This window comes from Bradyrhizobium sp. Arg237L (assembly GCF_029990105.1).
Taxonomy (GTDB): Bacteria; Pseudomonadota; Alphaproteobacteria; order Rhizobiales; family Xanthobacteraceae; genus Bradyrhizobium.
In genome coordinates this window covers 132,063-155,588 of sequence record NZ_JAQMIL010000010.1, presented here as the reverse complement: position 1 = coordinate 155,588, position 23,526 = coordinate 132,063, and the positions used below count along the sequence as shown (strand labels likewise).

At 61.1% G+C, this 23,526-nt stretch carries 21 protein-coding genes; 10 read left to right on the top strand and 11 right to left on the bottom strand.

Translation table 11 applies throughout. The annotated features are described in order from the left end of the window. The first annotated feature begins 150 nt into the window (after positions 1 to 150). The gene (locus tag OZ411_RS08875) at positions 151 to 1,323 is read left to right on the top strand and encodes a hypothetical protein (protein WP_282527624.1); all 1,173 of its coding nucleotides are present in this window, start codon (positions 151 to 153) and stop codon (positions 1,321 to 1,323) included. A 179-nt stretch (positions 1,324 to 1,502) separates the two neighbouring features. Here OZ411_RS08875 and OZ411_RS08870 read toward each other — a convergent pair whose 3' ends face one another. After that, positions 1,503 to 1,928 (bottom strand): HPP family protein, encoded by a 426-nt coding sequence (locus tag OZ411_RS08870; protein ID WP_282527623.1) that lies wholly within the window; start codon positions 1,926 to 1,928, stop codon positions 1,503 to 1,505. Positions 1,929 to 2,062: 134 nt separating this feature from the next. Continuing rightward, positions 2,063 to 2,947 (bottom strand): haloalkane dehalogenase, encoded by an 885-nt coding sequence (locus OZ411_RS08865; protein WP_282527622.1) that lies wholly within the window; start codon positions 2,945 to 2,947, stop codon positions 2,063 to 2,065. Positions 2,948 to 3,504: 557 nt separating this feature from the next. Between OZ411_RS08865 and OZ411_RS08860 the strand changes: the two genes are divergently transcribed. Beyond that, positions 3,505 to 4,194 (top strand): type 1 glutamine amidotransferase domain-containing protein, encoded by a 690-nt coding sequence (locus OZ411_RS08860; protein WP_282527630.1) that lies wholly within the window; start codon positions 3,505 to 3,507, stop codon positions 4,192 to 4,194. 124 nt (positions 4,195 to 4,318) lie between these two features. Here the strand turns inward: OZ411_RS08860 and OZ411_RS08855 are convergent, their stop codons facing one another. Both OZ411_RS08855 and OZ411_RS08850 read right to left on the bottom strand, forming a co-directional pair. Next, positions 4,319 to 5,500, bottom strand: a complete 1,182-nt coding sequence (locus OZ411_RS08855; RefSeq protein ID WP_282527621.1) for a radical SAM protein — start codon at positions 5,498 to 5,500, stop codon at positions 4,319 to 4,321. A 618-nt stretch (positions 5,501 to 6,118) separates the two neighbouring features. Beyond that, entirely contained in the window at positions 6,119 to 7,414 is a 1,296-nt protein-coding gene (locus OZ411_RS08850) for a serine hydrolase domain-containing protein (protein WP_282527620.1), read from the bottom strand. Positions 7,415 to 7,708: 294 nt separating this feature from the next. Between OZ411_RS08850 and OZ411_RS08845 the strand changes: the two genes are divergently transcribed. The 3 genes from OZ411_RS08845 (at position 7,709) to OZ411_RS08835 (ending at position 10,820) form a co-directional block, all read left to right on the top strand. After that, positions 7,709 to 8,176, top strand: a complete 468-nt coding sequence (locus tag OZ411_RS08845) for a GNAT family N-acetyltransferase (RefSeq protein ID WP_349016989.1) — start codon at positions 7,709 to 7,711, stop codon at positions 8,174 to 8,176. Positions 8,177 to 8,292: 116 nt separating this feature from the next. Then, complete coding sequence (locus OZ411_RS08840) at positions 8,293 to 9,255, top strand: aminoglycoside phosphotransferase family protein (RefSeq protein WP_282527618.1); 963 nt, start codon at positions 8,293 to 8,295, stop codon at positions 9,253 to 9,255. Positions 9,256 to 9,494: 239 nt separating this feature from the next. Continuing rightward, the gene (locus OZ411_RS08835) at positions 9,495 to 10,820 is read left to right on the top strand and encodes an MFS transporter (RefSeq protein WP_282527617.1); all 1,326 of its coding nucleotides are present in this window, start codon (positions 9,495 to 9,497) and stop codon (positions 10,818 to 10,820) included. Positions 10,821 to 10,923: 103 nt separating this feature from the next. Here OZ411_RS08835 and OZ411_RS08830 read toward each other — a convergent pair whose 3' ends face one another. Beyond that, positions 10,924 to 12,012 carry a TRAP transporter substrate-binding protein gene (locus OZ411_RS08830; protein ID WP_282527616.1) on the bottom strand — a complete coding sequence of 363 codons (1,089 nt, stop codon included), beginning with the start codon at positions 12,010 to 12,012 and terminating at the stop codon, positions 10,924 to 10,926. 259 nt (positions 12,013 to 12,271) lie between these two features. On the opposite strand from OZ411_RS08830, the gene OZ411_RS08825 reads away from it, so the two are divergent. Continuing rightward, the gene (locus OZ411_RS08825) at positions 12,272 to 13,510 is read left to right on the top strand and encodes a glycosyltransferase (RefSeq protein WP_282527615.1); all 1,239 of its coding nucleotides are present in this window, start codon (positions 12,272 to 12,274) and stop codon (positions 13,508 to 13,510) included. 79 nt (positions 13,511 to 13,589) lie between these two features. On the opposite strand, the gene OZ411_RS08820 is transcribed toward OZ411_RS08825, so the two are convergent. The 3 genes from OZ411_RS08820 to OZ411_RS08810 all read right to left on the bottom strand — a co-directional run bounded on the left by OZ411_RS08820 (position 13,590) and on the right by OZ411_RS08810 (position 16,578). After that, entirely contained in the window at positions 13,590 to 14,678 is a 1,089-nt protein-coding gene (locus OZ411_RS08820) for a TRAP transporter substrate-binding protein (RefSeq protein ID WP_130578943.1), read from the bottom strand. 197 nt (positions 14,679 to 14,875) lie between these two features. After that, positions 14,876 to 16,009 (bottom strand): Mrp/NBP35 family ATP-binding protein, encoded by a 1,134-nt coding sequence (locus tag OZ411_RS08815; protein WP_282527614.1) that lies wholly within the window; start codon positions 16,007 to 16,009, stop codon positions 14,876 to 14,878. Positions 16,010 to 16,125: 116 nt separating this feature from the next. Beyond that, positions 16,126 to 16,578 carry a VOC family protein gene (locus tag OZ411_RS08810; RefSeq protein ID WP_282527613.1) on the bottom strand — a complete coding sequence of 151 codons (453 nt, stop codon included), beginning with the start codon at positions 16,576 to 16,578 and terminating at the stop codon, positions 16,126 to 16,128. Between the two features lie 193 nt (positions 16,579 to 16,771). Here OZ411_RS08810 and OZ411_RS08805 point away from each other — a divergent pair, with 193 nt between their 5' ends. Then, positions 16,772 to 17,641, top strand: coding sequence for an NAD(P)-dependent oxidoreductase (locus OZ411_RS08805; protein WP_282527612.1), 870 nt, complete (start codon positions 16,772 to 16,774; stop codon positions 17,639 to 17,641). A gap of 401 nt (positions 17,642 to 18,042) precedes the next feature. On the opposite strand, the gene OZ411_RS08800 is transcribed toward OZ411_RS08805, so the two are convergent. Together OZ411_RS08800 and OZ411_RS08795 are read right to left on the bottom strand one after the other, a co-directional pair. Further along, complete coding sequence (locus tag OZ411_RS08800; protein WP_282527611.1) at positions 18,043 to 19,035, bottom strand: toxin-antitoxin system HicB family antitoxin; 993 nt, start codon at positions 19,033 to 19,035, stop codon at positions 18,043 to 18,045. Then, positions 19,032 to 19,286 carry a type II toxin-antitoxin system HicA family toxin gene (locus OZ411_RS08795; RefSeq protein ID WP_282527610.1) on the bottom strand — a complete coding sequence of 85 codons (255 nt, stop codon included), beginning with the start codon at positions 19,284 to 19,286 and terminating at the stop codon, positions 19,032 to 19,034. Before OZ411_RS08795 ends, OZ411_RS08800 begins: the two co-directional genes overlap by 4 nt. 360 nt (positions 19,287 to 19,646) lie before the next feature. Here OZ411_RS08795 and OZ411_RS08790 point away from each other — a divergent pair, with 360 nt between their 5' ends. The 3 genes from OZ411_RS08790 to OZ411_RS08780 all read left to right on the top strand — a co-directional run bounded on the left by OZ411_RS08790 (position 19,647) and on the right by OZ411_RS08780 (position 22,200). Further along, positions 19,647 to 21,248, top strand: a complete 1,602-nt coding sequence (locus tag OZ411_RS08790; protein WP_282527609.1) for a HAMP domain-containing sensor histidine kinase — start codon at positions 19,647 to 19,649, stop codon at positions 21,246 to 21,248. Positions 21,249 to 21,290: 42 nt separating this feature from the next. Further along, entirely contained in the window at positions 21,291 to 21,494 is a 204-nt protein-coding gene (locus tag OZ411_RS08785; RefSeq protein WP_282527608.1) for a DUF1289 domain-containing protein, read from the top strand. Positions 21,495 to 21,645: 151 nt separating this feature from the next. Further along, a complete protein-coding gene (locus tag OZ411_RS08780; protein ID WP_282527607.1) occupies positions 21,646 to 22,200 on the top strand; it encodes a TIGR02281 family clan AA aspartic protease in 555 nt (184 codons plus the stop codon). Here the strand turns inward: OZ411_RS08780 and dusA are convergent. Continuing rightward, positions 22,162 to 23,121, bottom strand: a complete 960-nt coding sequence (gene dusA / locus OZ411_RS08775) for a tRNA dihydrouridine(20/20a) synthase DusA (RefSeq protein WP_282527606.1) — start codon at positions 23,119 to 23,121, stop codon at positions 22,162 to 22,164. The two genes, OZ411_RS08780 and dusA, sit on opposite strands and share 39 nt — an antisense overlap. Positions 23,122 to 23,526: the final 405 nt, after the last annotated feature.

Sequence of the window (23,526 nt, the reverse complement as noted above, 5' to 3'; positions counted from 1 at the left end):
CAAAGCTTCGCAGCCATGATCCATCTGACCGCTGCCGTGATAAACTCCCGATGAATCCCAACAGACCCTAGACCAGTGCGCCATAATGTTGCGTCATTCGCTCAACATCGTTCCGACTCGCGGGGAGCTGCTCATGTGGAAGGAACAAACATGCGACGCCTTCTATTCATCATCGGGCTTCTTGCCGCGCTAGTCGTTTCACCTGTCACCCAAGCCCAAATCATCAGCATTACGATCGCCCCGCCCGAGCTTCCGGTGTACGAGCAACCGCCGCTTCCCGCGCCTGGGTACATTTGGACGCCCGGCTACTGGGCTTACGGCCCGGACGGATATTACTGGGTTCCGGGAACCTGGGTGGAGCCGCCGGCCGTTGGCTTGTTGTGGACACCCGGTTACTGGGCGTGGCGTGAGGGCGTCTACGCGTGGAACACCGGCTATTGGGGGCCGCGTGTCGGTTTCTACGGTGGCGTCAACTATGGTTTCGGCTATGGCGGCGTCGGCTATGAAGGCGGCCACTGGGACAATGGCGTGTTGGCCTACAACCGCACCGTCAATAATTTCGGCAGCGTCAACGTCACCAACGTCTACAGCACGACCGTGATCAACAACGTCACGCGTGTCAGCTTCAACGGCGGCAGTGGTGGAATCACGACTCAGCCGACGGCGCAAGAGCGGGTGGCTGCGCAAGATCACCACGTTACTCCTGCGCCTGCACAGATCCAGCAGCAGCACCTGGCGAGCACGAACAGAGCGCTGCTCGCCTCCGAGAACCATGGCCGCCCGGCAATCGCTGCGACAGCCAAGCCAGGCGAGTTCACCGGCAAGGGCATTGTCGCTGCACGCGAAGCAAAGCCGGGACGCGCACCGCTGCCGCAGCCGGTCGCTCCCAAAGCGCCTGCGAACAATGCGGTCGCCAACAAGCCGCTCGAGAGCAAGCCGCTTGCGGCCACCCCACCCGCCAATAAGCCTCTTGCGAACGATCCTCCCGCCGCGAACAAGCCACTTGAAAACAGGGCATCTGTTGGCTCGGAGCACGCTGCGCCGACCAACGGAGCGTTGCCCAAGCCGCCGAATGCGGTGGTCAGACCGGAAGCGAAGCCTCTGAATGCTGCAGCGAAGCCGGCAAATGTCGCAGCGAAACCGGTCGCCGCCCCACCGACGCCAAAACCAGGTGCCGTTGCCGCGGCCCCGAGGCTGCCCCAGCATCCACTCGCTGCGCCGGCGCCACACCGAGTTGCCGCCGCGTCGCATCCGGCGTCGCGCCCCGCGCCCCACCCTCCGGCTGCAAAGCGGAATGTCTCGCCGCATAACGAGGCGCACTAAAGCGCGATGAGATGAGGATGAATCATCATCGCGCTTTAGATTATTGTTTGAGCATGATCTTCCCACGCAAACGCTTCGCGTTTGTCGCGAGGGAAAACCGGTTTCCACTTTTCCGGATCATGCTCCAGGCGACACTGGCATGCTTTCCGCGGCAAAAAGCGCAACTGGTGTGAGACGTTTCAAGACCACCACCACCGGATAGGCGGCCCGGCATCGCCTTCATCGGTGCATCGCGTGACGAGATTGTTCCAAGCAAAAGCGAAGGTTGTGAGCAGCAGGGCGCCGACACCAACTGGCACAATCAGAAAAATCCAGGACATGTTATTGACGACAACAACCAGCGGATCGATGCCGGCAGGCGGGTGGAACGTGCCGGTCAGATGCATTGCGACCATTGCCAAACCAACAGCGACGGCGGCCGCCCACGGCACCGGGCCGCACAATTTCACAACCAGCAGTCCAACGAACGTGGAGACAAGATGACCGCCGACAAGGGCGCGGGGTCGCGCCGGCTCTGCTTTTGGCGAGCCCAATACTGTTACGATCGACGTCGCGAATGGAATCGCGAAAAGGGGAACTGCGCTCTCAGAGGAGAACGCCTCCATGCTCCCGATCGCAATTGCACCTCCGACGGCTCCGGCGAGAACGGCACGTAGTTGAGATCGGTCGAGCATCCAAGCCTAATACCCAGGGGCAGCGATGATCGTCCGAAGTCCGGCGATCTCCAAGTAAGTGCAATCTACAACTTCGACATCCAGCCGGAGATGGCCCGCCCGATCTCATCAGGCGAATCTTCCTGGACGAAATGGGTTCCCGCCACCTTTATCTCGGTCTGCGCTGGGAATCTGCGGGCCAAGTCGAGAACCGCGCCGTGGGCGAGGATCCCACCGGGCTCGGCCCTCAGGAACAGCTTAGGGACATTGCTCGTCGCCAGCCAGTCCGCGTAGGCGGTCACGATCGCAGTCACGTCGGCGGGCTCGCCTTCGATGGGGATCTGTCGAGGCCATGTCAGCGTCGGCCGTCGCCCCTCGCCCGGCTCGGCAAACGGCCGTCGGTACTCCGCCATCTCTTCGGCGGAGAGGGTACGCAGGATGGCACCTGGCAGGATCCTCTCGATGAAGAAGTTGTCTTGCAGGACCATCGCCTCGCCTTTCTCGGAACGCAGCGCCTCCAAGGCTGGACGCATTCCGAACCGGTCCCAGTGGTCCCAGTACTGCGGCCCAACGATCGCCTCCATGTACGCGATACCCTTCATGGCCTCGCGGTGGCGGTTGGCCCAGTCGAAGCCGAGGGCCGAACCCCAGTCATGGATGACGAAGGTGACCCGCTCGCGCACATCGAGAGCCTCGAGCAAGGCGTCCAGGTAGCGGCGGTGCTCGACGAAGCGATATGAGCCGGGGCCACTGTCGGGCAGCTTGTCGGAGTCGCCCATGCCGATCAGATCGGGGGCGATACAATGGCCCAGTGGCTCCAGATGCGGCAACACGTTGCGCCACAGGTATGACGAGGTGGGATTGCCGTGCAGCAGCACGATGGGGTCGCCCTTTCCCACCTCCACATACGCCATCTCACTGCCGAGGACTCGCCGCCGCTTCTTTTTGTACGGAAATGCCGCAGAGATCATGTTTGATTCTCCTGTAATGGCCGACCAAGTGAGTCCTGGAGCCGCATTGCGGGCGCCTGACGGGAGGCCTTCATCGTCAGCGCGCAACTGCGTGATCTGACGGAATTACATTCGCGGATCGTCCGGGTTCGGATACAGGCATGCGCCTCACTTCGTCGTGAAAGCAAGCAACGCAAGACCATTACGACAGGGATATCTTGGCTCCGCGATGGTCGCGCGTCTCTTCGACGAAAACCCGATCTAGACTAGCGCTCGAGAAATGATGCGGAAGATAGCTCCCTCCCATGAACCTGCACTGCCGACAAATTACGGCAGCAGTGCTGACCGCTTCCACCCGCCAACGCGGATAGGCTGGCTCCTCGAGCGACGCAATGGCTAATGGCTTCTAACAAGGCATAACGAGCAATTTTGCCGCTTGCGTGCCAACAGCACGGCGAGGCAGGCGCCATTGGTTGAACGGTCGAGATCGGTCATCCCGGGAGTGCTTGATGGCAGGCTGGAACGGGTCGAAACATTTTTCGTCCTTTGATGAAAACCGCCAAGCAATAGGAGCAATCATGAAAATCCTGATGGTTATCACCTCTCACGACCAGCTTGGAAATACGGGACGCAAGACCGGATTCTGGCTTGAGGAACTCGCCGCTCCTTACTTCGTGTTCAAGGACTCCGGGGTCGAGATCACGCTCGCATCCCCAAAGGGCGGCCGTCCCCCGCTCGATCCCAAGAGCAACGAGCCCGAATTCCGAACCGACCTTACGCGCCGGTTCGAGCAGGACGCCGCGGCCGAAGCTCAGCTCGACAAGACCGTTCGTCTCGAAAGCGTCAAGCAGGAAGACTTCGACAGTGTCTTCTATCCGGGCGGCCACGGCCCGATGTGGGATATCGTCGACGACAAGAACTCGATCAAGCTGATCGAGTCCTTCCTCGCCGCCGGTAAGCCAATCTCTGTCGTCTGTCATTCCACAGGTGCGTTGCGTCACGTAAAGGCGCCAGACGGCAAGCCTCTGGTTCAGGGCAAGGAAGTTACCGGCTTCACCAACGGCGAAGAAGAAGCCGTTGGCCTCACCAAAGTGGTGCCCTTTCTTGTCGAAGACGAGATGTTAAGACTGGGCGCCGTATTTTCGAAGAAGGCCAACTGGGCGGTTCACGTCGTTAGCGACGGCCTGCTGACCACCGGTCAGAATCCGGCCTCCTCCGGGCCCGCCGCGAAGCTCCTCTTGGAGAAGCTCAGCAAAATAAGGAAGTGAGCGAACAAAGCTTAGGGGAGGCTTTTTGCCTCCCCCGCGCTATTCGCCGACCAAGCACGACGCGGAGCGGGCATCGCCCAACAAACGAGAATCGAACTCCCGGTTGCCTCTTGCCGCCCAACTGCTAAGCGCGTGTCAATGCGTCGCTCACGTTGACCCGTTCCCCGCCTGGCTTGCTGACATAAAGATGGCTCTCCAGGACGGATTGCATGTTCTCGAACATCGAATAGAGATCGTCGCAATATACCGAAGGATTGTCGTAACCATTTGCCTTGGAAAAACGATGCGGAAGATACCCCCCTCCGCAGGCGTTCATGAACTTGCACTGCCGGCATTTCTCGCACAGATTGATTGAGGCATCGCGCGCTGCTTTCCAGCGCGGCTCGTTCCTGACCTCGTCGATCGCATGATCGAAGATGTTGAACTTGGTCTGCGTGAAGCCGTCGCCTGCGATCCGGAGCACATCGTGGGCCTCCACCGTGCCATCGGTCATCACGGTGCAAAGCTCGATGGGCTTGTGGCCTACGCCCTCGGTCGGCGAATTGTTGCCAAGCAGGGCGGTGATCATGTCGGAAATAATGCGGATATTGGCGGTCGGCGCCGTGCGATTTGCCGTCAGCCACAAGTCGAACAACCCGTTGTAGAACGACGCAATGGATGGCGGCTTCTCGTCCACCGTCGCATCGGGGATCATGATGTCGTAGTTGGCAATTCCGCAGGCGGTGAAAAACGCGACATACTGCTCCGGCGGGTAAGCGGGATTGCAGACAGCCAGGGCGCTTACGCAAATGTCGCGCGATACCAGCATGCGGGCGGCGCGCTCCACCGCTGCGTGGGTGCCCGTCCCCTGAAACGTGCGACGGTGAATGTCGTGAATATGTGTCGGTCCGTCGAGACTGATCGCAACCGAAATGTTGCGCGTCTCGAAGCAGTTCAGCCATTCGTCATCGATCAACACGCCATTGGTTGTGACCGCGATGGGAATGTCGCAGCCCGTTCGCGATGAAATGCTCTCGCAGGCCTCGGCAAAACGGTGGAAATTCTCGACACCCCAGAGCAAGGGCTCGCCGCCGTGCAGGACGATGGGAAAATCGACAAGGGAGTATCGCGCGACGTGCTCTTCGATGCGTTGCAACAACTGATGCAACACGTCCATGCTCATCAGCTTGGGCTTATCGTAGACGGCCGCGTCGCGGAACCAGTAGCAATAGGAGCAATCGATGTTGCATCGCGTTGCTACCTTGACCAGCAACTGCGTGATCGGCTGATCCTGGAAGGCGACAGCATTTGAATCGTCGACCAACATCCCGGCACCGAGACGTGCATGAAGAAGATGCGATTAAACTAGTATCCTCGGACAAAGCCCCCTCTGCGGAACCCTGGAGCGTATCCGCCTCTGCGGAATGCACCTGCGCCTGGATGGTATCCAGCCCTGCGGAAGCCGCCTGCATACGGCCCTCTGCCAAAGCCGCGCCTGAAATAAACTTGATTTACAACGGGTTGGTCCGGAATAACCGCGGGTTGCTCGGAGCTAAGTCCTTCTGTTGAGGTCTGCTCGCGCAGCTCATTCAGCAGCGCGTCGATGCCTGGATGGTCGCTCTGAATTGTTGCGCCTGGCCCGTGGAGTTGCAGGAGGCTAGCTAAGACCTTCAGCGTGGTAATCGCCATGGCTTCTGCTCCTTTTCGCAATGCAATTTTCGCGATGCAATTTAAAAGATCGAACGAAAGGCCGCTGCTTGTTTCCCTCAACCGAATGAGCAGAGGATAATATACCTTCCCTATTGCAGCGGAAATGTGATGGTGCCGCGGTGCTGCTATTTTTGCACGAAGCCCGCGGGTCAAAACTCATATCAGCAGCGAGGTTTCGTAGCGAGACGATCGGCAGCATTCGTGCATCGCCGCATTTCGTCCGGTTTCGGAAAGGTCAATTGGCGAATGCTTGATAGACCATATTTCGGATGAGAGAGCGGTAGTACGCACCGCGGAGCAGCGGCACTTGCACCATCAGAATGGCGACCAGGTTCTCTTTCGGATCTATCCAAAAGGTTGTCCCTGACGAGCCAGTCCAGTAGAATTCTCCAACCGAGCCTGGCATCGGATTGCGTCCGACATCTGTGCGAACCGCAAAGCCAAGGCCAAAGCCTTGCCCCAGAGCCGGGCTTGGAATGAGTGAGCCGAAGCCTTGCACGGCTTGGCTTATTACCGTTCCCGGAGGCAAGTGATCGGTCGTCATGTAGGCCACCGTCCGAGGGGAGAGAAAGCGTCTACCCTCGAATGCACCACCATTGAGCAGCATTTGGCAAAAGCGCGCGTAGTCGGCTGCAGTCGACACCATGCCGCCACCTCCGGAGAGCCAACTCGGACGCACACTCACATCGCGCATGGGCGGTCGCTTGCCCGTCGCTGCATCCACCTGCGGTTCGGCAACGCGGCCGGCATGCCCCTCGGATACGTAGAACCCGGTGTCAGGCATGCCGAGCGGCTTTGTTATGCGCTCGGCGATGAACTGATCCAGTTCCATACCAGACGCGACTTCGACGACGCGGCCGAGAACGTCCGTAGACATGCTGTATTCAAACGTCGTGCCTGGCTGATAGGCGAGCGGCAATTGCGCCAGTTTGCTTACGACAGCCGCGAGGCTTTCACCGGGTGCGCCGATATTTGCGCTGCGATAGGCCTGCTTGACCAATGAGTCGCCGAATTGTCCGTAAGTCAGCCCAGAGGTGTGGCGCAATAAATCATGGATCGTCATTTCACGCCGAGGAGGCTCCAACACAAGTTCCGGCTTACCGGTCCCGTCGTTGGCCTTCTCCACGCCGACTTTGACCTCCTTGAATTCGGGCAGGAAGGCCGACACCGGCGAGACAAGCTGGAGCTTGCCCTCTTCCACCAACATCATGGCCGCGACGGATACGAGCGGCTTTGTCATGGAGGCGATGCGGAAGATTGCATCCGGCTTCATGGCGATCTGCTTCTCGCGATCTTGGTACCCGAACGCGCGCGAGTAAGCGACCTTGCCATTGCGCACGATCAGAACGACGGCTCCAGGAAGCTTTCCACTGTCCACCTCGGACTGGAAGGCGGCATCGAGTATCTTCAACCGCTGCGCAGATATGCCGAGCTCCTCTGGCTGTGAAGCTTTCGGAAGCGGCTCGGCAACTGCAGGAAAGGTGATGCAGACGGCAACAATCGTTGCAGACAAAAACCCGTGGAGCATCATCAGAAGCCCCCAATGGTTGGAAACAGTAACGTCAGGAAACGATGATTAGCATAACTGCCCCGCAACCAGATTTCAAGTTTTGATAGAGGAGGCGAATAAATACTACCCTTCAGCTTGTAACGCCAAATGAAATTCAATGCCCGAAATGGATCATACAGCGACATCGCGAAACGCGCTCTCCGCTGAGGCAAAGCGGGTATTCACACGCCCGCTCCACACCAAACAAAAAGCGGCCGACCTATTGCCCGGGTGTTGGCTCAATGCCAAAATTGCTGAATGCAAATACGAGACGCCTTGCCAGAAGACGCGCGTGCCGCCTGTATCGTGTTGAAGCGGTCGATAGCGGAGCTTTGCGAGGCTGACCATCGAAACGACCCCTCCATCCTGGCGCAATGGCTGGGCAACAAGACCCTTGAGAACTTCTGCACTTGGGTCAGGCGACCCGACAATTCTTTGCTCGTGGCCGTCGAAGATGACGACATTCTCGCGGTCGGTTCAGTGACCGATGCGGGAAGGATTGGCCTCAACTATGTGTCGCCCGATGCAAGGTTTCGCGGAGTCAGCCGCGCCCTGCTGCGCGCGCTGGAGGCGCGAGCCGCCGAACGAGGCAATGATCAGTGCAATTTGATGAGCACCGAGACCGCGCTCAGATTTTATCTGTCGAACGGCTATGTTGGAGACGGACCACCGGTTGGCACGTTTGGAACGAGTTTCGGCTATCCGATGACGAAGAGCTTGGCCAGCTCAATACGCCAGGATTAGGCGCGCGCTACGCTTGACCGGACTTTGGCACGGAAGTTCAGAACGCGCGCTTACCCAATCCCCGCTGCGAAGCACTTGCGGACACGGCCCCGACGTGCGAGGAGGCCAAGTTTCGAATGGATGCCGCGATGAGCCTCAAGCCCAATTTGGAACTGTCCGTCGCGACGGCGCAGGCGATCGTTGATCAGACCGTTTTGAAGCAAGCTGTTGCGACGATTTCCAGGCTTCATGGCGGCGAGATCTCAGCAGTTTACGAGATCGCTTTCGCGGATCACGCGCATCCGCCGCTCGTACTGAAGGTCTATCCCGACGAATTGCATTGGAAGATGCAAAAGGAGTTAACCGTCGTTGGTCTCATCCGAGATCGCCTTAGCGTGTCTATTCCACGCATTCTGCTTGCGGACGACTCAAAGAGATTGCTCGGTCTAAACCTGACATTGATGACCAAGCTCGAAGGTTCGATACTTGGCCAACTGGAAACGACTCTGGACTCGGCGCAACGGCTATCCGCTTACGCGCAAATCGGCCGGCTGCTTCGCGAGTTTCATTGCATCTCCATGGAGGCGTTCGGCTACCTCGGTCCGAACGGCATCTGGACAGCGCATTCGACGAACCACCAGTACCTGACGCATCAATTCCAACGAAAGCTCAAGGAATTTGCTGAGCGCGGCGGAAATGCAGATCTTGCCAAGCGGGTTTCCCAACATTTCGCTGACCGCGCCGAACTGTTCAGCGCCTGCACACGCGCGGTGCTATGTCACAATGATCTGCACGCGGGCAACCTGCTTGCCACCGTCTCAAATGGCCGCCTCCTGCTCACCGGTGTTTTGGACTTTGAAGGCGCGCTGGCCGGAGATCCGCTGATGGATGTCGCCAAAGCACTCTATTATCTCGACGCAGAGGCCCGGCGCGCGCTCCTTGACGGATATGGCGCCATGGACCGAAAGCACTGGCTTTTAACGCTCGATCTCTACCATCTATATTTCGTTCTCGAACTTTGGTGCTGGATGGCCCAAATTGGAAACAGGCAGCCTCTCGACCAACTGGCTTTGGACTTGGAGCGCTATAGCGCCGCGTGATCAGCCGAGGGGCGGCTTAGGGGCGGAACGCGACGTCGCGAAAAAGTGCTCGCCACTGACGCAAATCCCAGCCAAGCATCAAACTTTGGATACCGGTCGCGCAATTCGGACGCAGCCGAGAGCGATACGTTGACCGCGACTGCGATGAGCGCATGGCAGGAGGACGTTCCCGATGCGTTGCAAGTACTCGCGAGAGAACGAATAATCAACTTCATTGAATTGCTTCGAGGAAGGCGCGGTTGTCGATCGGCATTGAGGAGAACAAAGGGTTCAGCGTGAAACGCGCAGCATTTGCCGCCACTATCGGCAACATGCTCGAATTCTATGATTTCATCACCTACAGCTTCTTCGCGATACAGATCGGACACACCTTCTTCCCCACGCAAGGCGAGTATGGCAGCCTGATGCTGTCGCTCGCGACCTTCGGCGCGGGTTTCATCACGCGCCCCATCGGCGGGATCGTGCTTGGCATCTATTCCGACCGTGTTGGCCGGCGGCCGGCAATGCTGCTCAGCTTTGCGTTGATGGGGAGCGCGATCCTGGCGATCTCGATCACCCCATCCTACAATGCCATCGGTCTTGCAGCGCCGATCATTGTGGTCGTGGCGCGCTTGATGCAGGGATTTGCGCTCGGCGGCGAGGTCGGGCCGACCACGGCCTATCTCCTGGAGATCGCCCCGCCCGAACGCCGGGCGCTGGTGGTTTCATGGCAGCCGACAAGCCAGCAGATCGCCGCCACCACCGGCGCACTGGTCGGCTTCATCCTGAGCAGGACGATGACGCCAGAGGCGCTACAATCCTATGGTTGGCGCCTGGCGTTCCTGATCGGGGCCATCTGCCTGCCGTTCGGGCTCTGGATGCGTCGGACGCTGCCGGAGACGGTCCCGCAAGGCGAAAGTGGCGCCCGGCGCATTGAGCGCTCGAGCCATCTCGCGCTGGCGCGCCGGCACATTCGCCTGATCGCACTGGCGCTGATGATCTTGGCGAGCGGCACGATTTCGACCTATGTGACGCAGTACATGACGACCTATGCGCAGAACACGCTCCATGTGGCGCCGTCTCTCGCCTTTGCGACGTCGCTTGTCAGCAATGGTCTCGGAATCGCAGGCGCGTTGCTCGGAGGCTGGCTGGCCGACTTGCTGGGCCGCAAGCCCGTCATGATCTATCCGCAGCTCGTCACGCTCGCGCTGACCTATCCGATCTTCCTGTGGATCGCCGGTGCGCCCGGCGCGTGGTCGCTGTTGTTCGGCTTCGGCGTGCTATCGCTGATCGGATCGCTGCCGTTCACCGCCTTCTATGCGACCTTCACCGAGGCGCTGCCCCAGCAAATCCGCGGCGGCGTGTTCGCCACCGTCTACGCGGTTGCAATCGCAAGCTTCGGCGGCACCGCGCAGCTCGTGGTCACGTGGCTCCTGCATATTTCAGGAGATCCGCTGGCGCCGGCCTGGTACCTCTTGCTTGCCGCCGTCGTCGGACTTCTCGCGATGAGCCTGATGCCCGAGACGGCACCGGTGAAAGTGCAGGCTGCGGCACCGCCCCGTAGCCCGGGTGGAGCGAATGCGTAACCCGGGATATCGGCATCCACGATTACGAGCGGTCCCGGGTTGCGCTGCGCTTCACCCGGGCTACGGGGAGGCTACCAAGCCTCCCCTTTGATTGATCAACGGATCAGCTCTGCGAGTGGCGCGCCATGAAGTTGTCGTAGCCGACTTCGGCGACCTGGAACCATTGATAGCCGTTGCTGGTATAGGCCGTTAGCGATTCATAGACCTTCTTGAAATTGGCGTTGCTGGCCGCGACCTCCGTATGTAGCTCCTTTGCCGCCTTGAAGCTTGCTTCCATGATCGCAGGCGAGAAGGCGTGCAGCTTGGCGCCGCCGGCCAGCAGCTTCTTCAGTGCGGTCGGGTTCACGGTGTCGTACTTCGCCATCATCCAGTTGTTGGCGTGATGGCCGGCCTGCTCGAGGATGGCCTGGTAGTATTTCGGCAAGCTGTTCCACTTCTCGAGATTCACGAACACCAGCAGCATCGGGCCGCCCTCCCACCAACCGGGATAGTAGTAGTGTGGCGCGACCTTCTGCAGGCCGAGCTTCTCGTCATCGTAGGGGCCGACCCATTCGGCGGCGTCGATCGTGCCTTTCTCAAGCGCCGGATAGATGTCGCCGCCGGCGATCTGCTGCGGCACGCAACCGAGTTTCTGCATCACGCGGCCGGCGAAGCCGCCGATGCGGAATTTCAATCCTTTGAGATCATCGACGGTGTTGATCTCCTTGCGGAACCAGCCACCCATCTGGCACGTCGTGTTGCCGGCAAGCAGCGATGTGACGTTGTAGCCCTTGAAGAACTCGTTCAGGAGCTCCTTGCCGCCGCCCATCATGTACCAGGCCTGATTGAGCCGCGCGTTCGGCCCGAACGGCACCGAGGCGCCGAAGGTGAAGGTCGGATCCTTGCCGAAATAGTAGTAGGACGCGGTGTGGCCCATCTCGACCGTGCCGCTCTGCACGGCATCGAGCGCCTGCAGGCCCGGCACGATCTCGCCGGCGGCAAAGGTCTGAATCTGGAATTTGTTGTCGGTGGCCTCGCCGACCACCTTGGCCATGATCTCGGCTGCGCCATGCAGCGTATCGAGCGATTTCGGCCAGCTCGTCGTCATCCGCCATCTCAGCTCCGGCATCGACTGCGCAATGGCCGGCGCGGCGAGAGTAGCGGCACCGGCGACACCAATGCCGGCGACTTTGATGAAGTCCCGTCGTTTCATGTTGTTTCCTCCCTTTTGATTATGTGTCATCGGCCTTCGTACCGAGGCCTGAGGGCAGCATGGAACATCCCCTACGCGATTGCCATCGCCAACTTTCGCCGCAGCGCGCAAAAGCGCGAGCGGATTACCGATGCAACGAAGATCCGATCCGCTGCAATCGTATGGTAGCGCGCGTATCCAAAGCTCTCCGATCCACGATCGGCGGCCCGCCGTCGATTGGTTCGCAGTCGCCCCCCGATCGATCGATGGGAAACAAGCCATGTCCTACAATTTCCTGGTGGCCACCTGGGGAGACCATGGCCATCTCGGACCGACCCTGACAGCGGCGCAGCAATTGCGTGCGAAGGGCCATGACGTTCGTTTCATCGCGCGTGCGGACGCGCGTGCGTCAGTCGAGACGGCAGGCTTCCACTTCGCGACCTGGCAACGGAAGCCCCAGATTTCCCCGATTGCGCGGACCAACGCCCCCCTTCAGTACGCCTTCGATCACCTCCTATTTGGGCCGGCCGCCGCTCAAGGTGCAGACATCAGCGATGAGATCCGGCGCGCCACGACTGACGCTGTGTTGACCGATATGCCTCTGTTCGGCGCTGTGCTCGCCGCGGAGGCCGAACACGTTCCCTGTGCCCTGCTCTCGCCCACCATCAGCATACGACCTCTCCCAGGGCAGCCACCAATTGGCAGTTGTTTGCCCGCGCCGAGTACGCCGGAAGACCGTGTCGCCGTCGAGGCAGCAAGCAACCGGTTCGTTGCTGTCATGAATGAATGGCTGCCGATGTTGAATGAGGCGCGGGCAAGCCTGCAGCTTGGTCCCTCGGCCGATGTCCTGGAATTATTCGACCGGCCGGCGCGGGTCCTGATAGCGATGAGTGCGGCGTTCGACTTTGCCCCCGATTTCCTTCCCGGCAATGTCCGCTACATCGGGCCACTCCTGGATTCCTCGAACTGGTCGAAGCCGTGGATATCTCCCTGGTCCCACGGGGATCGTCCGCGCGCGCTAATTTCTTTCAGCACGACCAATCAGGATCAGACGGAAGCATTGCAACGTACGATCAACGCGGCAGGAAGCGTCGATATGGACGCGGTTGCAACACTCGGACCTGCTCTGGAACAGACAACTCTGCATGCGCCGGACAATGTCACGCTGCTGCCGAGCGCCCCGCATGATGCGGTCATGAAGGAAGCCTCGCTGGTTGTGAGCCACGGTGGCCACGGCACCACGAGCCGCTCGCTCGCCCACGGCCTGCCGCTTCTGGTCATGCCATTCGGACGCGATCAGGGCGACATTGCCGCGCGGGTCGAAGCCCGCGGCGTAGGGCTGGTCTTGCCGCCGACCGCTACGGAAACGGAAATTGCCGCTGCGATGACGCGCCTGATCCGGGAGCCGCAATTCCTCATCGCTGCCCGCCGGTTCAAGGACATCATTGCCGCCGAAGTCAGCGCAGCTCCGCTCGTCGGCGAAATGGAGGAAATCGTTCGAGCCGCGGCGAACGCCTGAATCCGGGATGTTCGCGTTCGCGAAAAAAGCCCGGCCCCCGCGAGGGGACCGGGCTGTCCGTCTACTGCTTGAGATCTGCTCAGCCGCGGGTGCGCGAGCGGATCATGAAGCTGTCGTAGGTGTATTCGGCGACCTGCCACCACAGATATTCGTCGGAGCGGTAGGCCTGCATCGCGTCGATCGACTTCTTGAAGTCGGGGTTCTTAGCGGAGATTTCGCTCCACAGCTCGTTGGTCGCCTTCAGGCAGGCTTCCAGCACCTCGTTGGTGAACGGACGGAGCTGCGTGCCGCCGGCAACCAGTCGCTTCAGCGCCGTCGGGTTCTGCAGGTCGTAGCGCGCGGCCATCCAGCTATTGGCATTCGCGGCCCCGTTGGTGAGGATCGCCTGGTAGTTCTTCGGCAGCGCATTCCACTTCTCGAGATTGACGAAAGCGTGGACGGTCGGGCCGCCTTCCCAGAAGCCCGGATAGTAGTAGTACTTCGCGACCTTCTGGAAGCCGAGCTTCTCGTCGTCATAGGGGCCGACCCACTCGGCAGCGTCGATGGTACCCTTCTCCAGCGCCGGATAGATGTCGCCGCCGGCAAGCTGCTGCGGCACCACGCCGACCTTCTGCAGGACCTGGCCGGCGATGCCGCCGATGCGGAATTTGAGGCCCGAGAGGTCGGCGACCGTCTTGATCTCCTTGCGGAACCAGCCGCCCATCTGGGTGCCGGTGTTGCCGCAGGGGAAACCGATCACGTTGAACTTCTTGAAGAACTCGTTGCCGAGCTGCTCACCGCCGCCCTGATACCACCAGGAGTTCTGCTGCCGCGCATTGAGGCCGAACGGGACGGAGGCGTAGATCGCGAAGGTCGGGTCCTTGCCCACGTAATAGTAGGCCACCGTATGCGACATCTCGACGGTGCCTGTCGACGTCGAGTCCAGCGCCTGCAGGCCCGGGGCGATCTCGCCAGCCGCGAACACCTGGATCTGGAATTTGTTGTCGGTCATCTCGGCGACGTATTTCGACAGCTGCTCAGCGCCGCCATAGATCGTGTCCAGCGACTTCGGGAAGCTCGAGGTCAAGCGCCACTTGATTTCGGGAGAAGACTGCGCGATCGCCGGCGCGGCGACCGCGGTCGCGGCCGCACCGGCCGCAGAAACTTTCAAAAAGTCACGACGCTTCATCTTAAGGCATCTCCTTGCGGGGCGTTTCCCATTTGTCCCCAAAACATCTCATCCGGGGCGGGCGAATCCTCAGGCTCCGGGGCGCTTTGGCGGGGCCGTTTAACACGGATGGCCGCCCGCGGAAACGCGACATTGGCATGACGGGACTGGACGAAAGTCGGAGGGGCGCGAGGGGAAATACCAGGCGGAAATGACCGTCAAGCCGCGGCGATCACGCCCCGGAGCTGGTCGCGGACCTTGGTCCCGATTGCGCGGTAAATCGCCGCGTGCGGCCCGTCCGGCTCGCTATCTACCACCGGATTACCGGAATCCGAGGTGGTGCGGATCGCCATATGGAGGGGAATTTCGCCCAGGAACGGCACCCCCAGCCGCTCGGCCTCATGCCGGGCGCCGCCATGGCCGAAAATGTCCGACCGCGTGCCACAATGCGGGCACTGGAAATAGCTCATGTTCTCGACGATGCCGAGCACGGGCACGTTAACCTTTTTGAACATGGCGAGCCCGCGCCGCGCGTCGATCAGGGACAGGTCCTGCGGGGTCGAGATGATGATGGCGCCCTTGAGCGGGACGTTCTGCGCCAGCGTGAGCTGCGCGTCGCCGGTGCCGGGGGGCATGTCGACCACCAGCACATCGAGCGTGCCCCAAGCGACGTCGCGCAGCATCTGCGTGATCGCCGACATCACCATCGGCCCGCGCCAGATCATCGCGGTGTCTTCCTCGACCAGGAAGCCGATCGACATGATCGAGAGCCCGAAGCGGGAGACTGGGATCATCTTCTTGTCGTCGTTGAGCGCCGGCTTCTCGCGGATTCCGGTCAGCCGCGGCACCGAGGGACCGTAGATGTCGGCATCGAGCAGGCCGACGCGCAAACCGAGATCACGCAGGCCGAGCGCGAGATTGAGCGCGGTGGTCGATTTGCCGACACCGCCCTTGCCCGAGGCCACCGCGATGACGGCGGCGATCCCGGGGATTTCCGCCTGCCGCGACATCGGCGATGGCGCGCCCTGCGGCGGCCGATGCGTCGAGGCCGGCGCAATGCCGCCGCCGGCATGACGGTGCGGCTGCGGCGGGGCGGCCGAACCAGGCTTGCGCTCGGCGGTCAGCGCGATCATGGCGGCGGTGACGCCGGGAATGGCGCGCACGGCGCTCTCGGCCTGCGCGCGCACGCTTTCCCAGGCGCGCGCTTCCGCGGCATCGACATTGATCGAGAAGAACACCTTGCCGTCGCTGACCGTGATCGGCGACAGCACATTGGCATTGGTCAAAGCGACGCCGCGCGGCGACGTCACGCCCGCCAATTTCTCCAGAACCTGTTGCTGCGTCACGCTCACAGCCGCTCTCCTGCCGAATATCTTCATGCTGAGGTCACAGATATGACGGATCGGCAGAAAAGGGTAGTTGTGCCAGCGCAATAGATTCCGCGGTTTACGCCGCGCCCGAAAGGTTCCTACCTGCCGCCGACGTCGTCGGCGCGCTCGGCCGGCGCTGCGGCGTCTTGTTCCTTGGCGACCTCGTAATTCAGCTCGATCATCACGCCGTTGGGATCGTGCACAAAGATCTGCCAGAGGTCGCCGCCCGGAACCTGCCGGGAATCGAATTTCATGCCCTTGGACTGAAGGCGCTGCTTCATCGCCGTGAATCCGCGGCTGACAAAGGCGACATGATGGACCACGCCGGAGTCGGGCTTTTGCGGCTCGTCGGTCGGGGAAATGTCCACGAGGTGAACCACCGGCTTGCCCTCGCTGTACATCCAGGCGCCGGGAAAGGCGAAATTCGGCCGAGCGCCCTTCTCCAGGCCCAAAACCTCCTCATAGAACTTGACGGTTTCGGCGAGTTTCCGGGTGCGGATGTTGAAATGATCGAGCACGCCTACGCTTGCGCCCGCCTCTCTTCCATTCATGTCTCACTCCCATTTTTGTGAGGTTCGTTGGTGAGTTATCATAACACAAAACCGCTGATGTCGGCCAAACGAGCCGTTGCCCTCTGCGGCGCAGCGTTTATGGTGCGGCCCTCCCGCCTGAAAAACACCGTCCGGCCCGTCCAATGTCGCCGGCAAATCCCAAGGTTATTAGGCAAGAAACAAGGTAGCAGACATGGCTAAAGTCGCTTTTCTCGGTCTCGGCGTGATGGGTTTCCCTATGGCAGGACATCTCGTGAAAAAGGGGGGCCACGAGGTGACGGTGTACAATCGGACGCCGGCGAAGGCGCAGGCCTGGGTCGAGAAGTTCGGCGGCCGCGCGGCGCCGACGCCAAAGGCGGCGGCCGAAGGCCAGGATTTGGTGATGTGCTGCGTCGGCAATGACAACGACCTGCGCGCGGTCACGATCGGCCCGGACGGCGCATTCGCCGGCATGAAGAAGGGCGCGACCTTCGTCGACCACACCACCGCTTCCGCCGAAGTCGCGCGCGAGCTCAATGCCGCCGCCGAGAAAGCGGGATTCAAGTTCGTCGATGCGCCGGTCTCCGGCGGACAAGCCGGCGCCGAGAACGGCGTGCTGACGGTGATGTGCGGTGGAAAGGAAGACGCCTATGCAGGCGCCGAGCCTGTCATCGCGGCCTATGCGCGGATGTGCAAGCTGCTGGGACCGGCAGGCTCCGGCCAGCTCACCAAGATGGTCAACCAGATCTGCATCGCCGGCCTGGTGCAGGGCCTCTCCGAGGGCATCCATTTCGCCAAGAAGTCGGGGCTCGACGTCGCCGCCGTGATCGACGTGATCTCGAAGGGCGCGGCGCAATCCTGGCAGATGGAGAACCGCTACAAGACCATGAGCGATGGCAAGTACGATTTCGGCTTCGCGGTGGAATGGATGCGCAAGGATCTCTCGATCTGCATCGCGGAAGCACGACGCAACGGCGCCAACCTGCCGGTGAGCGCGCTGGTCGATCAGTTCTATGCCGAAGTCGAGAAGATGGGCGGCAAGCGCTGGGACACGTCGAGCCTGCTCGCGCGGCTGGAACGTTAACGGCGCGTGGCTGCATTCCTTCCCCTGAAAGGGGGAAGGTCGGGATGGGGGTCGGCCACAAGCACCGGCGTTCGTGGAGAGAGATGATCCCCACCCGGTTCGCGCGTTCCGCGCAAACCGACCTCCCCTTTTCAAGGGGAATTTTGCACCTCGGTGCAATTCGGTGCATCAATTTCGCCCGAACAAGCCTTTGGAATGTCGAACAAAACATGCGTGCGCCTGGGTTGGCGTGCATGGTAATGTACCCTCCCGTTCCCGACACGCATCAGCGATCGCCCTGCGCTCCCACGCAGCGGCGTTTTGAAGATCGACTAACCGACGCGAGACCGATGCGCCGTTTCAGGCCTTTTTGCACCGATCCCGTGATGTCGCAGGCCGCGCTTGAGAATGCTCGATGACCTTCAGGCCTTACGGCGGGGTGCACCAGCATCCGGATTAGTGGCGCTCTTGCCCCGAGCACTTCGCCGCAACGCATCCATCAGGTCGATGACATTCCCGCGAGTGCGGGAAAGTACCAGCTCGGGTTGGTCTGAAACCTTCTTCCGCTTTTTCGGTGCATGCTTCAACTTGCGCGGATCGAAAGTAGCTGCCTTCTGTTCAACGATGTGCTTGGCTAGGTCGATCATGTCCTTGGTGACCTTGACGTCTCTAATTGAGTGAAAGAGGTCGCTCGGGTCGCGGACCTGATCGGCGCTGCGAAGCATGGTGGCCACCATGCCCGTTCGGTGAGGCTCTACGGCCATGGTGTGCTCGAATTCATTGCCTCCTATCCGAGCAAGAGCGACCTTGTTAGTGGCTGTCATGGCCTCGCGGATGACGGCAAATGCGTCGCTTCCAACGACCTCAGGAACCAAGTAGTAGGCGTTCGAGAGATAGACTGGATCAATTTCGTTCTTGGCAACGAATCGGTCGATCTCGATGTGGACTTCCCCTGTCAGGCTGTCGAGCTCATGTTCTCCCTCGACGGCTGGATGTAACCTCACTGGGGACGTCACAAGCGAAAGGCGCAGATAGCCTGCGAGAGTGGACGCATTGCGCACATCTCCCGAGTGATGGCTGATGAATGTCGGAGACCCAAGTTTACCTTCCAGAGCAGCAACGACGTAGGCGTTCAGCGTGACGGCCTCGTCTGCGGCTGCAAAGGCGGCTTTCTTGTGCAAGTCAGGCGGAATGCGGACGTTGAACAGCCCCTTGAAGGGCCTGTCAGGCTCTCTGCCCAGCTCAGCGCAGGAGGCTAGATAATCTTCAACAAGCCCGGCAAATGCTGCTTCAACCTCCGAGGCACTATCGACCTCGGTTGTGATCAGATCGTTGATGTGAAGTATCCGAAGAACGAGTTTGCCGCTCTCGAACTGGACCTCACCCTGATAATCGCGGTACCGAACTGTGCTCATATCAGACCCAAACTTTCGAGTTGCAGCCGCAGGCGGCGAACCATCGCCGGTCTCATTTCGCCATCATGCGGCTCGTCAAGCCAGATCATCACCCGGGTTGTCCGGTGCATGAACTTTCTCCGGCTGCCGCCGGTCTTCCCAGCCCTGACCTCGTCGAACCCAACACCGGTGAGCAGCCGTTCAAGGTCGCAATAGCGAAAGGTGCTGCGGCAATCCCGAAAAGAACGCTTCAGCTTATCTACTTGCGACATTCCAGCCCGCCGAACGTAACTGAAAGTTAGTTACAATATCCGGGGTGCTTTCGCAAGCCTGAAAGCGCGCCTCACGCTGCTTAGGCTCCGTCCCCCTGAAAAGGGAAGGTTGGGATGGGGTCAGCCACGCGCACCGGCGTTCGTGGAGAGAAATGATCCCCACCGGTTTGCGGGTTCCGCGCAAATCGACCTCCCCTTTTCAAGGGGAGGTTTGAGGCGCATTCCCCCAAACGCCAATCGTTAATTTAACCTCTCGTTAACGAGATTCTTTAGCTTTCTAAGTCATCGCTTAATGATTTGGCGCGAGAGATAGACAATGCAAAAGCCCGTGCGGTTTGCGGGCAGGATTTTGTGTTGTTAATGAGTGATCCCGCGGAAAAGCCTGAAGTTGTCCAGTTGCCGGCCGAGCCCCAGGCTGCCGCGCCGGTCAACAGCCGCCGCGCCGCAGCGCAGCGGGTCCGGGAGGCGCGGGATCGGTTAACGTCAACCAGCGGGACCCGCCCCGCATTCGACACCGAACTGCTCCGCCAATACGCCCAGACGCGGATCTCGGCATCCTACGTCGTGATGCTGCTGGTGATCGCCACCGGCGTGCTGTTCGGCGTGTGGCGAGAGCCGCTCGTGGCGGCCGCCTGGACCATCGGCATACTCGGAGTCCATGCCGCGACCGTGAAGAGTTGTGCCAAGTTCCTGAAGGAATCCCCCTCGCCTGCCGCGACGCGCAAATGGCAGACGCGGTTCGTGCTGCTCGACCTGCTCTACGGCCTGTTCTGGACGGTGATCCTGACTCACCCCGCGGGCACGGACGCCGCCTCCAATGCGCTGATGATGTTCCTGATGCTGCTCGTGATCGCGGTCTCCAGCATGCTCGCAGCGAGCCTTCCGATCGCGGCACTGGCGGCCACCGCGCCGGTGACGATCGCGATCGCCGTCAGTTTCGTGCTGAGCGGTTCCTTTGACAATTACGTGTTCGCGCTGCTCGCGCTGGGCGCCGAGGGCTATTTCGCCCTGCTTGCCCACCGGCTGCACTCGACGACGCTCGCCACGCTGCAGGCGCGCGCCGAGAAGGACGTGCTGATCGCCGAACTCGAACAGTCCAAGGCGATCTCCGACGAGGCGCGGCATCGCGCCGAAGCCGCGAACGTCGCCAAGTCGCGCTTCCTGGCGCAGATGAGCCACGAACTGCGCACGCCGCTCAACGCCATCCTCGGCTTCTCCGAGGTGATGAAGAGCGAGATCTTCGGCGCGCATGCGGTGCCGGTCTACAAGGAATATTCTGCCGACATCCACAATTCCGGCGTTCACCTGCTCAACCTCATTAACGAGATCCTCGACCTGTCGCGGATCGAGGCCGGCCGCTACGAGCTCAACGAGGAAGCGGTCTCGCTGCTGCATGTCGTCGCCGACTGCCACCATCTCTTGAAACTGCGCGCGACCAGCCGCGGCATCACCATCCACGAAGTGTTCGAGCAGGGCATGCCGCGGATCTGGGTCGACGAGCGCGCCACCCGGCAGATCGTGCTCAATTTGTTGTCCAACTCGATCAAGTTCACCCCGCAAGGCGGCGAGATCTGGCTGAAGGTCGGCTGGACCGCCTCCGGCGGCCAATATCTCAGCGTGAAGGACACCGGCTCCGGCATTGCCGAGGACGAGATTCCGATCGTGCTGGCATCGTTCGGCCAGGGCTCCAACTCGATCAAGTCGGCGGAACAGGGCGCGGGACTTGGCTTGCCGATCGCCAAGAGCCTGATCGATCTGCATGGCGGCACCTTCACGCTGAAGTCGAAGCTGCGCATCGGCACCGAGGTGATCGTGACCTTCCCGCCGGAGCGCGTGATGTCGGCGCTCGCGCCGATGGCCGAGGAAGCGCCGCCCTTGCAGCCGCAACCCTCGATTCCTTCGACCGACGACAAGCAAAGGGGGCGCCACAAGCCGATCATGAGTGCAGGCACCGGACTCTAGACTTGCTTGCACCCGCGATCGAAATCGTTTCACTATCGATGGATGAGCACAGAAACGCCGTGTATCGCAGTCTGTATGATCGACCCCAGGACCAGGCTCTGCTTCGGCTGTGGGCGGACGCTGCCGGAGATCGCGCGCTGGCACAAGATGGACAGCGCCGAGCGCCTCGCCGTGATGGCACTGTTGCCCGCGCGCATGGCGGAAGCGGGCCTCGAGCCGATGGACGCGCGCCCGAAGCGCGCCTAGAGCGTGGTGACTTTTCTTCGAAGCGTCATCCCGCTCGAGTTCTTTGTTTGAGCATGATCTCCGCGCAAACGCTTCGCGTTTGTCACGAGGGAAAACCGGTGTCCACTTTTCCGGATCATGCTCTAGTGCGTTGGACGCGGGAGGCAGTGTCATGAGCCGCGTCCTCCTCGTGCTCCTGTTGCTGGTTGCGACCGCGGGCGCGGTCGTCGCCTATGGCGATCACGAACAGATCGCGCGCGCCAGTAGCCAAGTCTCGCACATGCTGCGCGGGAACGTTGTGACCCCCGGCCCTGCCGTGCAGATCCCGCGCGGACAGGGCGGCGAGTTCGCGTTGCGCGCCAAGATCAACGGGGTCAGCGCGCCGATGGTGATCGACACCGGCGCGACCTCGGTGGTGTTGACCTGGGAGACCGCGAAGGCGATCGGGCTGCCAATCGAAATGCTCGAATACAATGTCGATCTCGAAACCGCCGGCGGCCACACCAAGGCGGCACGGCTGACGCTCGATCGCCTCGCCGTCGGTCACCTGGTCGAAAAGTCGATTCCGGCGCTGGTGGTGCCGCGCGGGCAGATGAAGACCAATTTGCTCGGCATGAGCTTCCTGGATCGGCTGGAAAGCTGGGGCGTGCGCGCCGACAAGCTGATGCTGACCGGTTATCCGGACGTGCTAGGCCGCCATCGGCGCGGCCGCACGGCTTCCAACTAGCGCTATCGCCTCGCGCAGCACGTTGACGCCCGCACCCGGCTTCGTGCCATGCTCGGCGAGATGGCGGCGGAACGCGCGCGCCCCCGGCACGCCGAAGAACGCGCCGACGAAATGCCGCGTGATCGCGTGCAGTCGCGCGCCGCGCGCGAGTTCGCCCTCGATATAGGGGATCATCGCCTCAAACGCGTCCTGCATCGTGGCGTGCGGCGCCGCCACGCCGAACAGTTCGGGGTCGACCGACAACAACCGCCACGGCTCCTGATAGGCGGCGCGGCCCAGCATCACGCCATCGACATGCACAAGGTGCCGCTTCGCCTCCTCGAGGCTCGCGATGCCGCCATTGATGATGATGGGAACATGGGGCATGGCGGCCTTCAGCCGATAGACGCGATCATAGTCGAGCGGCGGGATGTCGCGGTTCTCCTTCGGCGACAGGCCGTTCAGCCAGGCTTTCCTTGCGTGCACGATCAGCGCATCCGCGCCCGCTTCGATCACGCCGCGCGCGAGCGTATCGAGCGCCAGTTCCGGATCCTGGTCGTCGATCCCGATGCGGCACTTCACCGTCACGGGAACCCTCACCGCGCGCTTCATCGCCGCAACACCCTCGGCAACGAGCGCCGGCTCCGCCATCAGGCAGGCGCCGAACCGGCCATCCTTGACCCGATCGGACGGGCAGCCGACATTGAGGTTGATCTCGTCATAGCCGAAATCCTCGCCGATCCTGGCCGCGGCCGCGAGCTCACGCGGATCGGAGCCGCCAAGCTGCAACGCCACCGGATGCTCGCTCGCATCAAACCCAAGCAGCCGCGCGCCGTCGCCATGAATGACGGCGCCGGTGGTCAGCATCTCCGTATAAAGCCGCACCCGCCGCGAAAGCTGACGATGGAAGACGCGACACCTGGTATCGGTCCAATCCATCATCGGGGCAATGCTGAAGCGCCTTTCTAGGTAAGCTGTTGATTTTATTGCGCTATCTATCATATTGGCCCGGTTAGATAATCGAAAATCGGTTATTTTTCCACACCATTTCCGCCCATTTTCTCTTGTTTTTTGCCATCCGGTGGTACATCGCCTGTACCACTCGACACTGAAAGGCAATGTACCACTCATGGGCACGATCACTACTCGCAAACGCCACAACGGAACGCCATCTTATATCTCGTTATAGTCGCCGCTCATCCGCCGGATCAACGCGCGGAGCTCCGTGTCGATCTGCGGTCGCCCTCCCAATGGGCGCGACTTCCAACGCCAGTAGCAACGAAGGCCGACCCTGTGCCAACGCACGAGCGTCTCGGGCCGAATAATCGTGATGACCTGCAAGATCGA

What these genes read in the sequence shown, in the direction of transcription:
- OZ411_RS08875 (WP_282527624.1), top strand. Translation starts at nt 151, where the DNA reads ATGCGACGCCTTCTATTCATCATCGGGCTTCTTGCCGCGCTAGTCGTT.
- OZ411_RS08870 (WP_282527623.1), bottom strand. Translation starts at nt 1,928, where the DNA reads ATGGAGGCGTTCTCCTCTGAGAGCGCAGTTCCCCTTTTCGCGATTCCA.
- OZ411_RS08865 (WP_282527622.1), bottom strand. Translation starts at nt 2,947, where the DNA reads ATGATCTCTGCGGCATTTCCGTACAAAAAGAAGCGGCGGCGAGTCCTC.
- OZ411_RS08860 (WP_282527630.1), top strand. Translation starts at nt 3,505, where the DNA reads ATGAAAATCCTGATGGTTATCACCTCTCACGACCAGCTTGGAAATACG.
- OZ411_RS08855 (WP_282527621.1), bottom strand. Translation starts at nt 5,500, where the DNA reads ATGTTGGTCGACGATTCAAATGCTGTCGCCTTCCAGGATCAGCCGATC.
- OZ411_RS08850 (WP_282527620.1), bottom strand. Translation starts at nt 7,414, where the DNA reads ATGATGCTCCACGGGTTTTTGTCTGCAACGATTGTTGCCGTCTGCATC.
- OZ411_RS08840 (WP_282527618.1), top strand. Translation starts at nt 8,293, where the DNA reads ATGGATGCCGCGATGAGCCTCAAGCCCAATTTGGAACTGTCCGTCGCG.
- OZ411_RS08830 (WP_282527616.1), bottom strand. Translation starts at nt 12,012, where the DNA reads ATGAAACGACGGGACTTCATCAAAGTCGCCGGCATTGGTGTCGCCGGT.
- OZ411_RS08825 (WP_282527615.1), top strand. Translation starts at nt 12,272, where the DNA reads ATGTCCTACAATTTCCTGGTGGCCACCTGGGGAGACCATGGCCATCTC.
- OZ411_RS08820 (WP_130578943.1), bottom strand. Translation starts at nt 14,678, where the DNA reads ATGAAGCGTCGTGACTTTTTGAAAGTTTCTGCGGCCGGTGCGGCCGCG.
- OZ411_RS08810 (WP_282527613.1), bottom strand. Translation starts at nt 16,578, where the DNA reads ATGAATGGAAGAGAGGCGGGCGCAAGCGTAGGCGTGCTCGATCATTTC.
- OZ411_RS08805 (WP_282527612.1), top strand. Translation starts at nt 16,772, where the DNA reads ATGGCTAAAGTCGCTTTTCTCGGTCTCGGCGTGATGGGTTTCCCTATG.
- OZ411_RS08800 (WP_282527611.1), bottom strand. Translation starts at nt 19,035, where the DNA reads ATGAGCACAGTTCGGTACCGCGATTATCAGGGTGAGGTCCAGTTCGAG.
- OZ411_RS08795 (WP_282527610.1), bottom strand. Translation starts at nt 19,286, where the DNA reads ATGTCGCAAGTAGATAAGCTGAAGCGTTCTTTTCGGGATTGCCGCAGC.
- OZ411_RS08790 (WP_282527609.1), top strand. Translation starts at nt 19,647, where the DNA reads ATGAGTGATCCCGCGGAAAAGCCTGAAGTTGTCCAGTTGCCGGCCGAG.
- OZ411_RS08785 (WP_282527608.1), top strand. Translation starts at nt 21,291, where the DNA reads ATGAGCACAGAAACGCCGTGTATCGCAGTCTGTATGATCGACCCCAGG.
- OZ411_RS08780 (WP_282527607.1), top strand. Translation starts at nt 21,646, where the DNA reads ATGAGCCGCGTCCTCCTCGTGCTCCTGTTGCTGGTTGCGACCGCGGGC.
- dusA (WP_282527606.1), bottom strand. Translation starts at nt 23,121, where the DNA reads ATGATGGATTGGACCGATACCAGGTGTCGCGTCTTCCATCGTCAGCTT.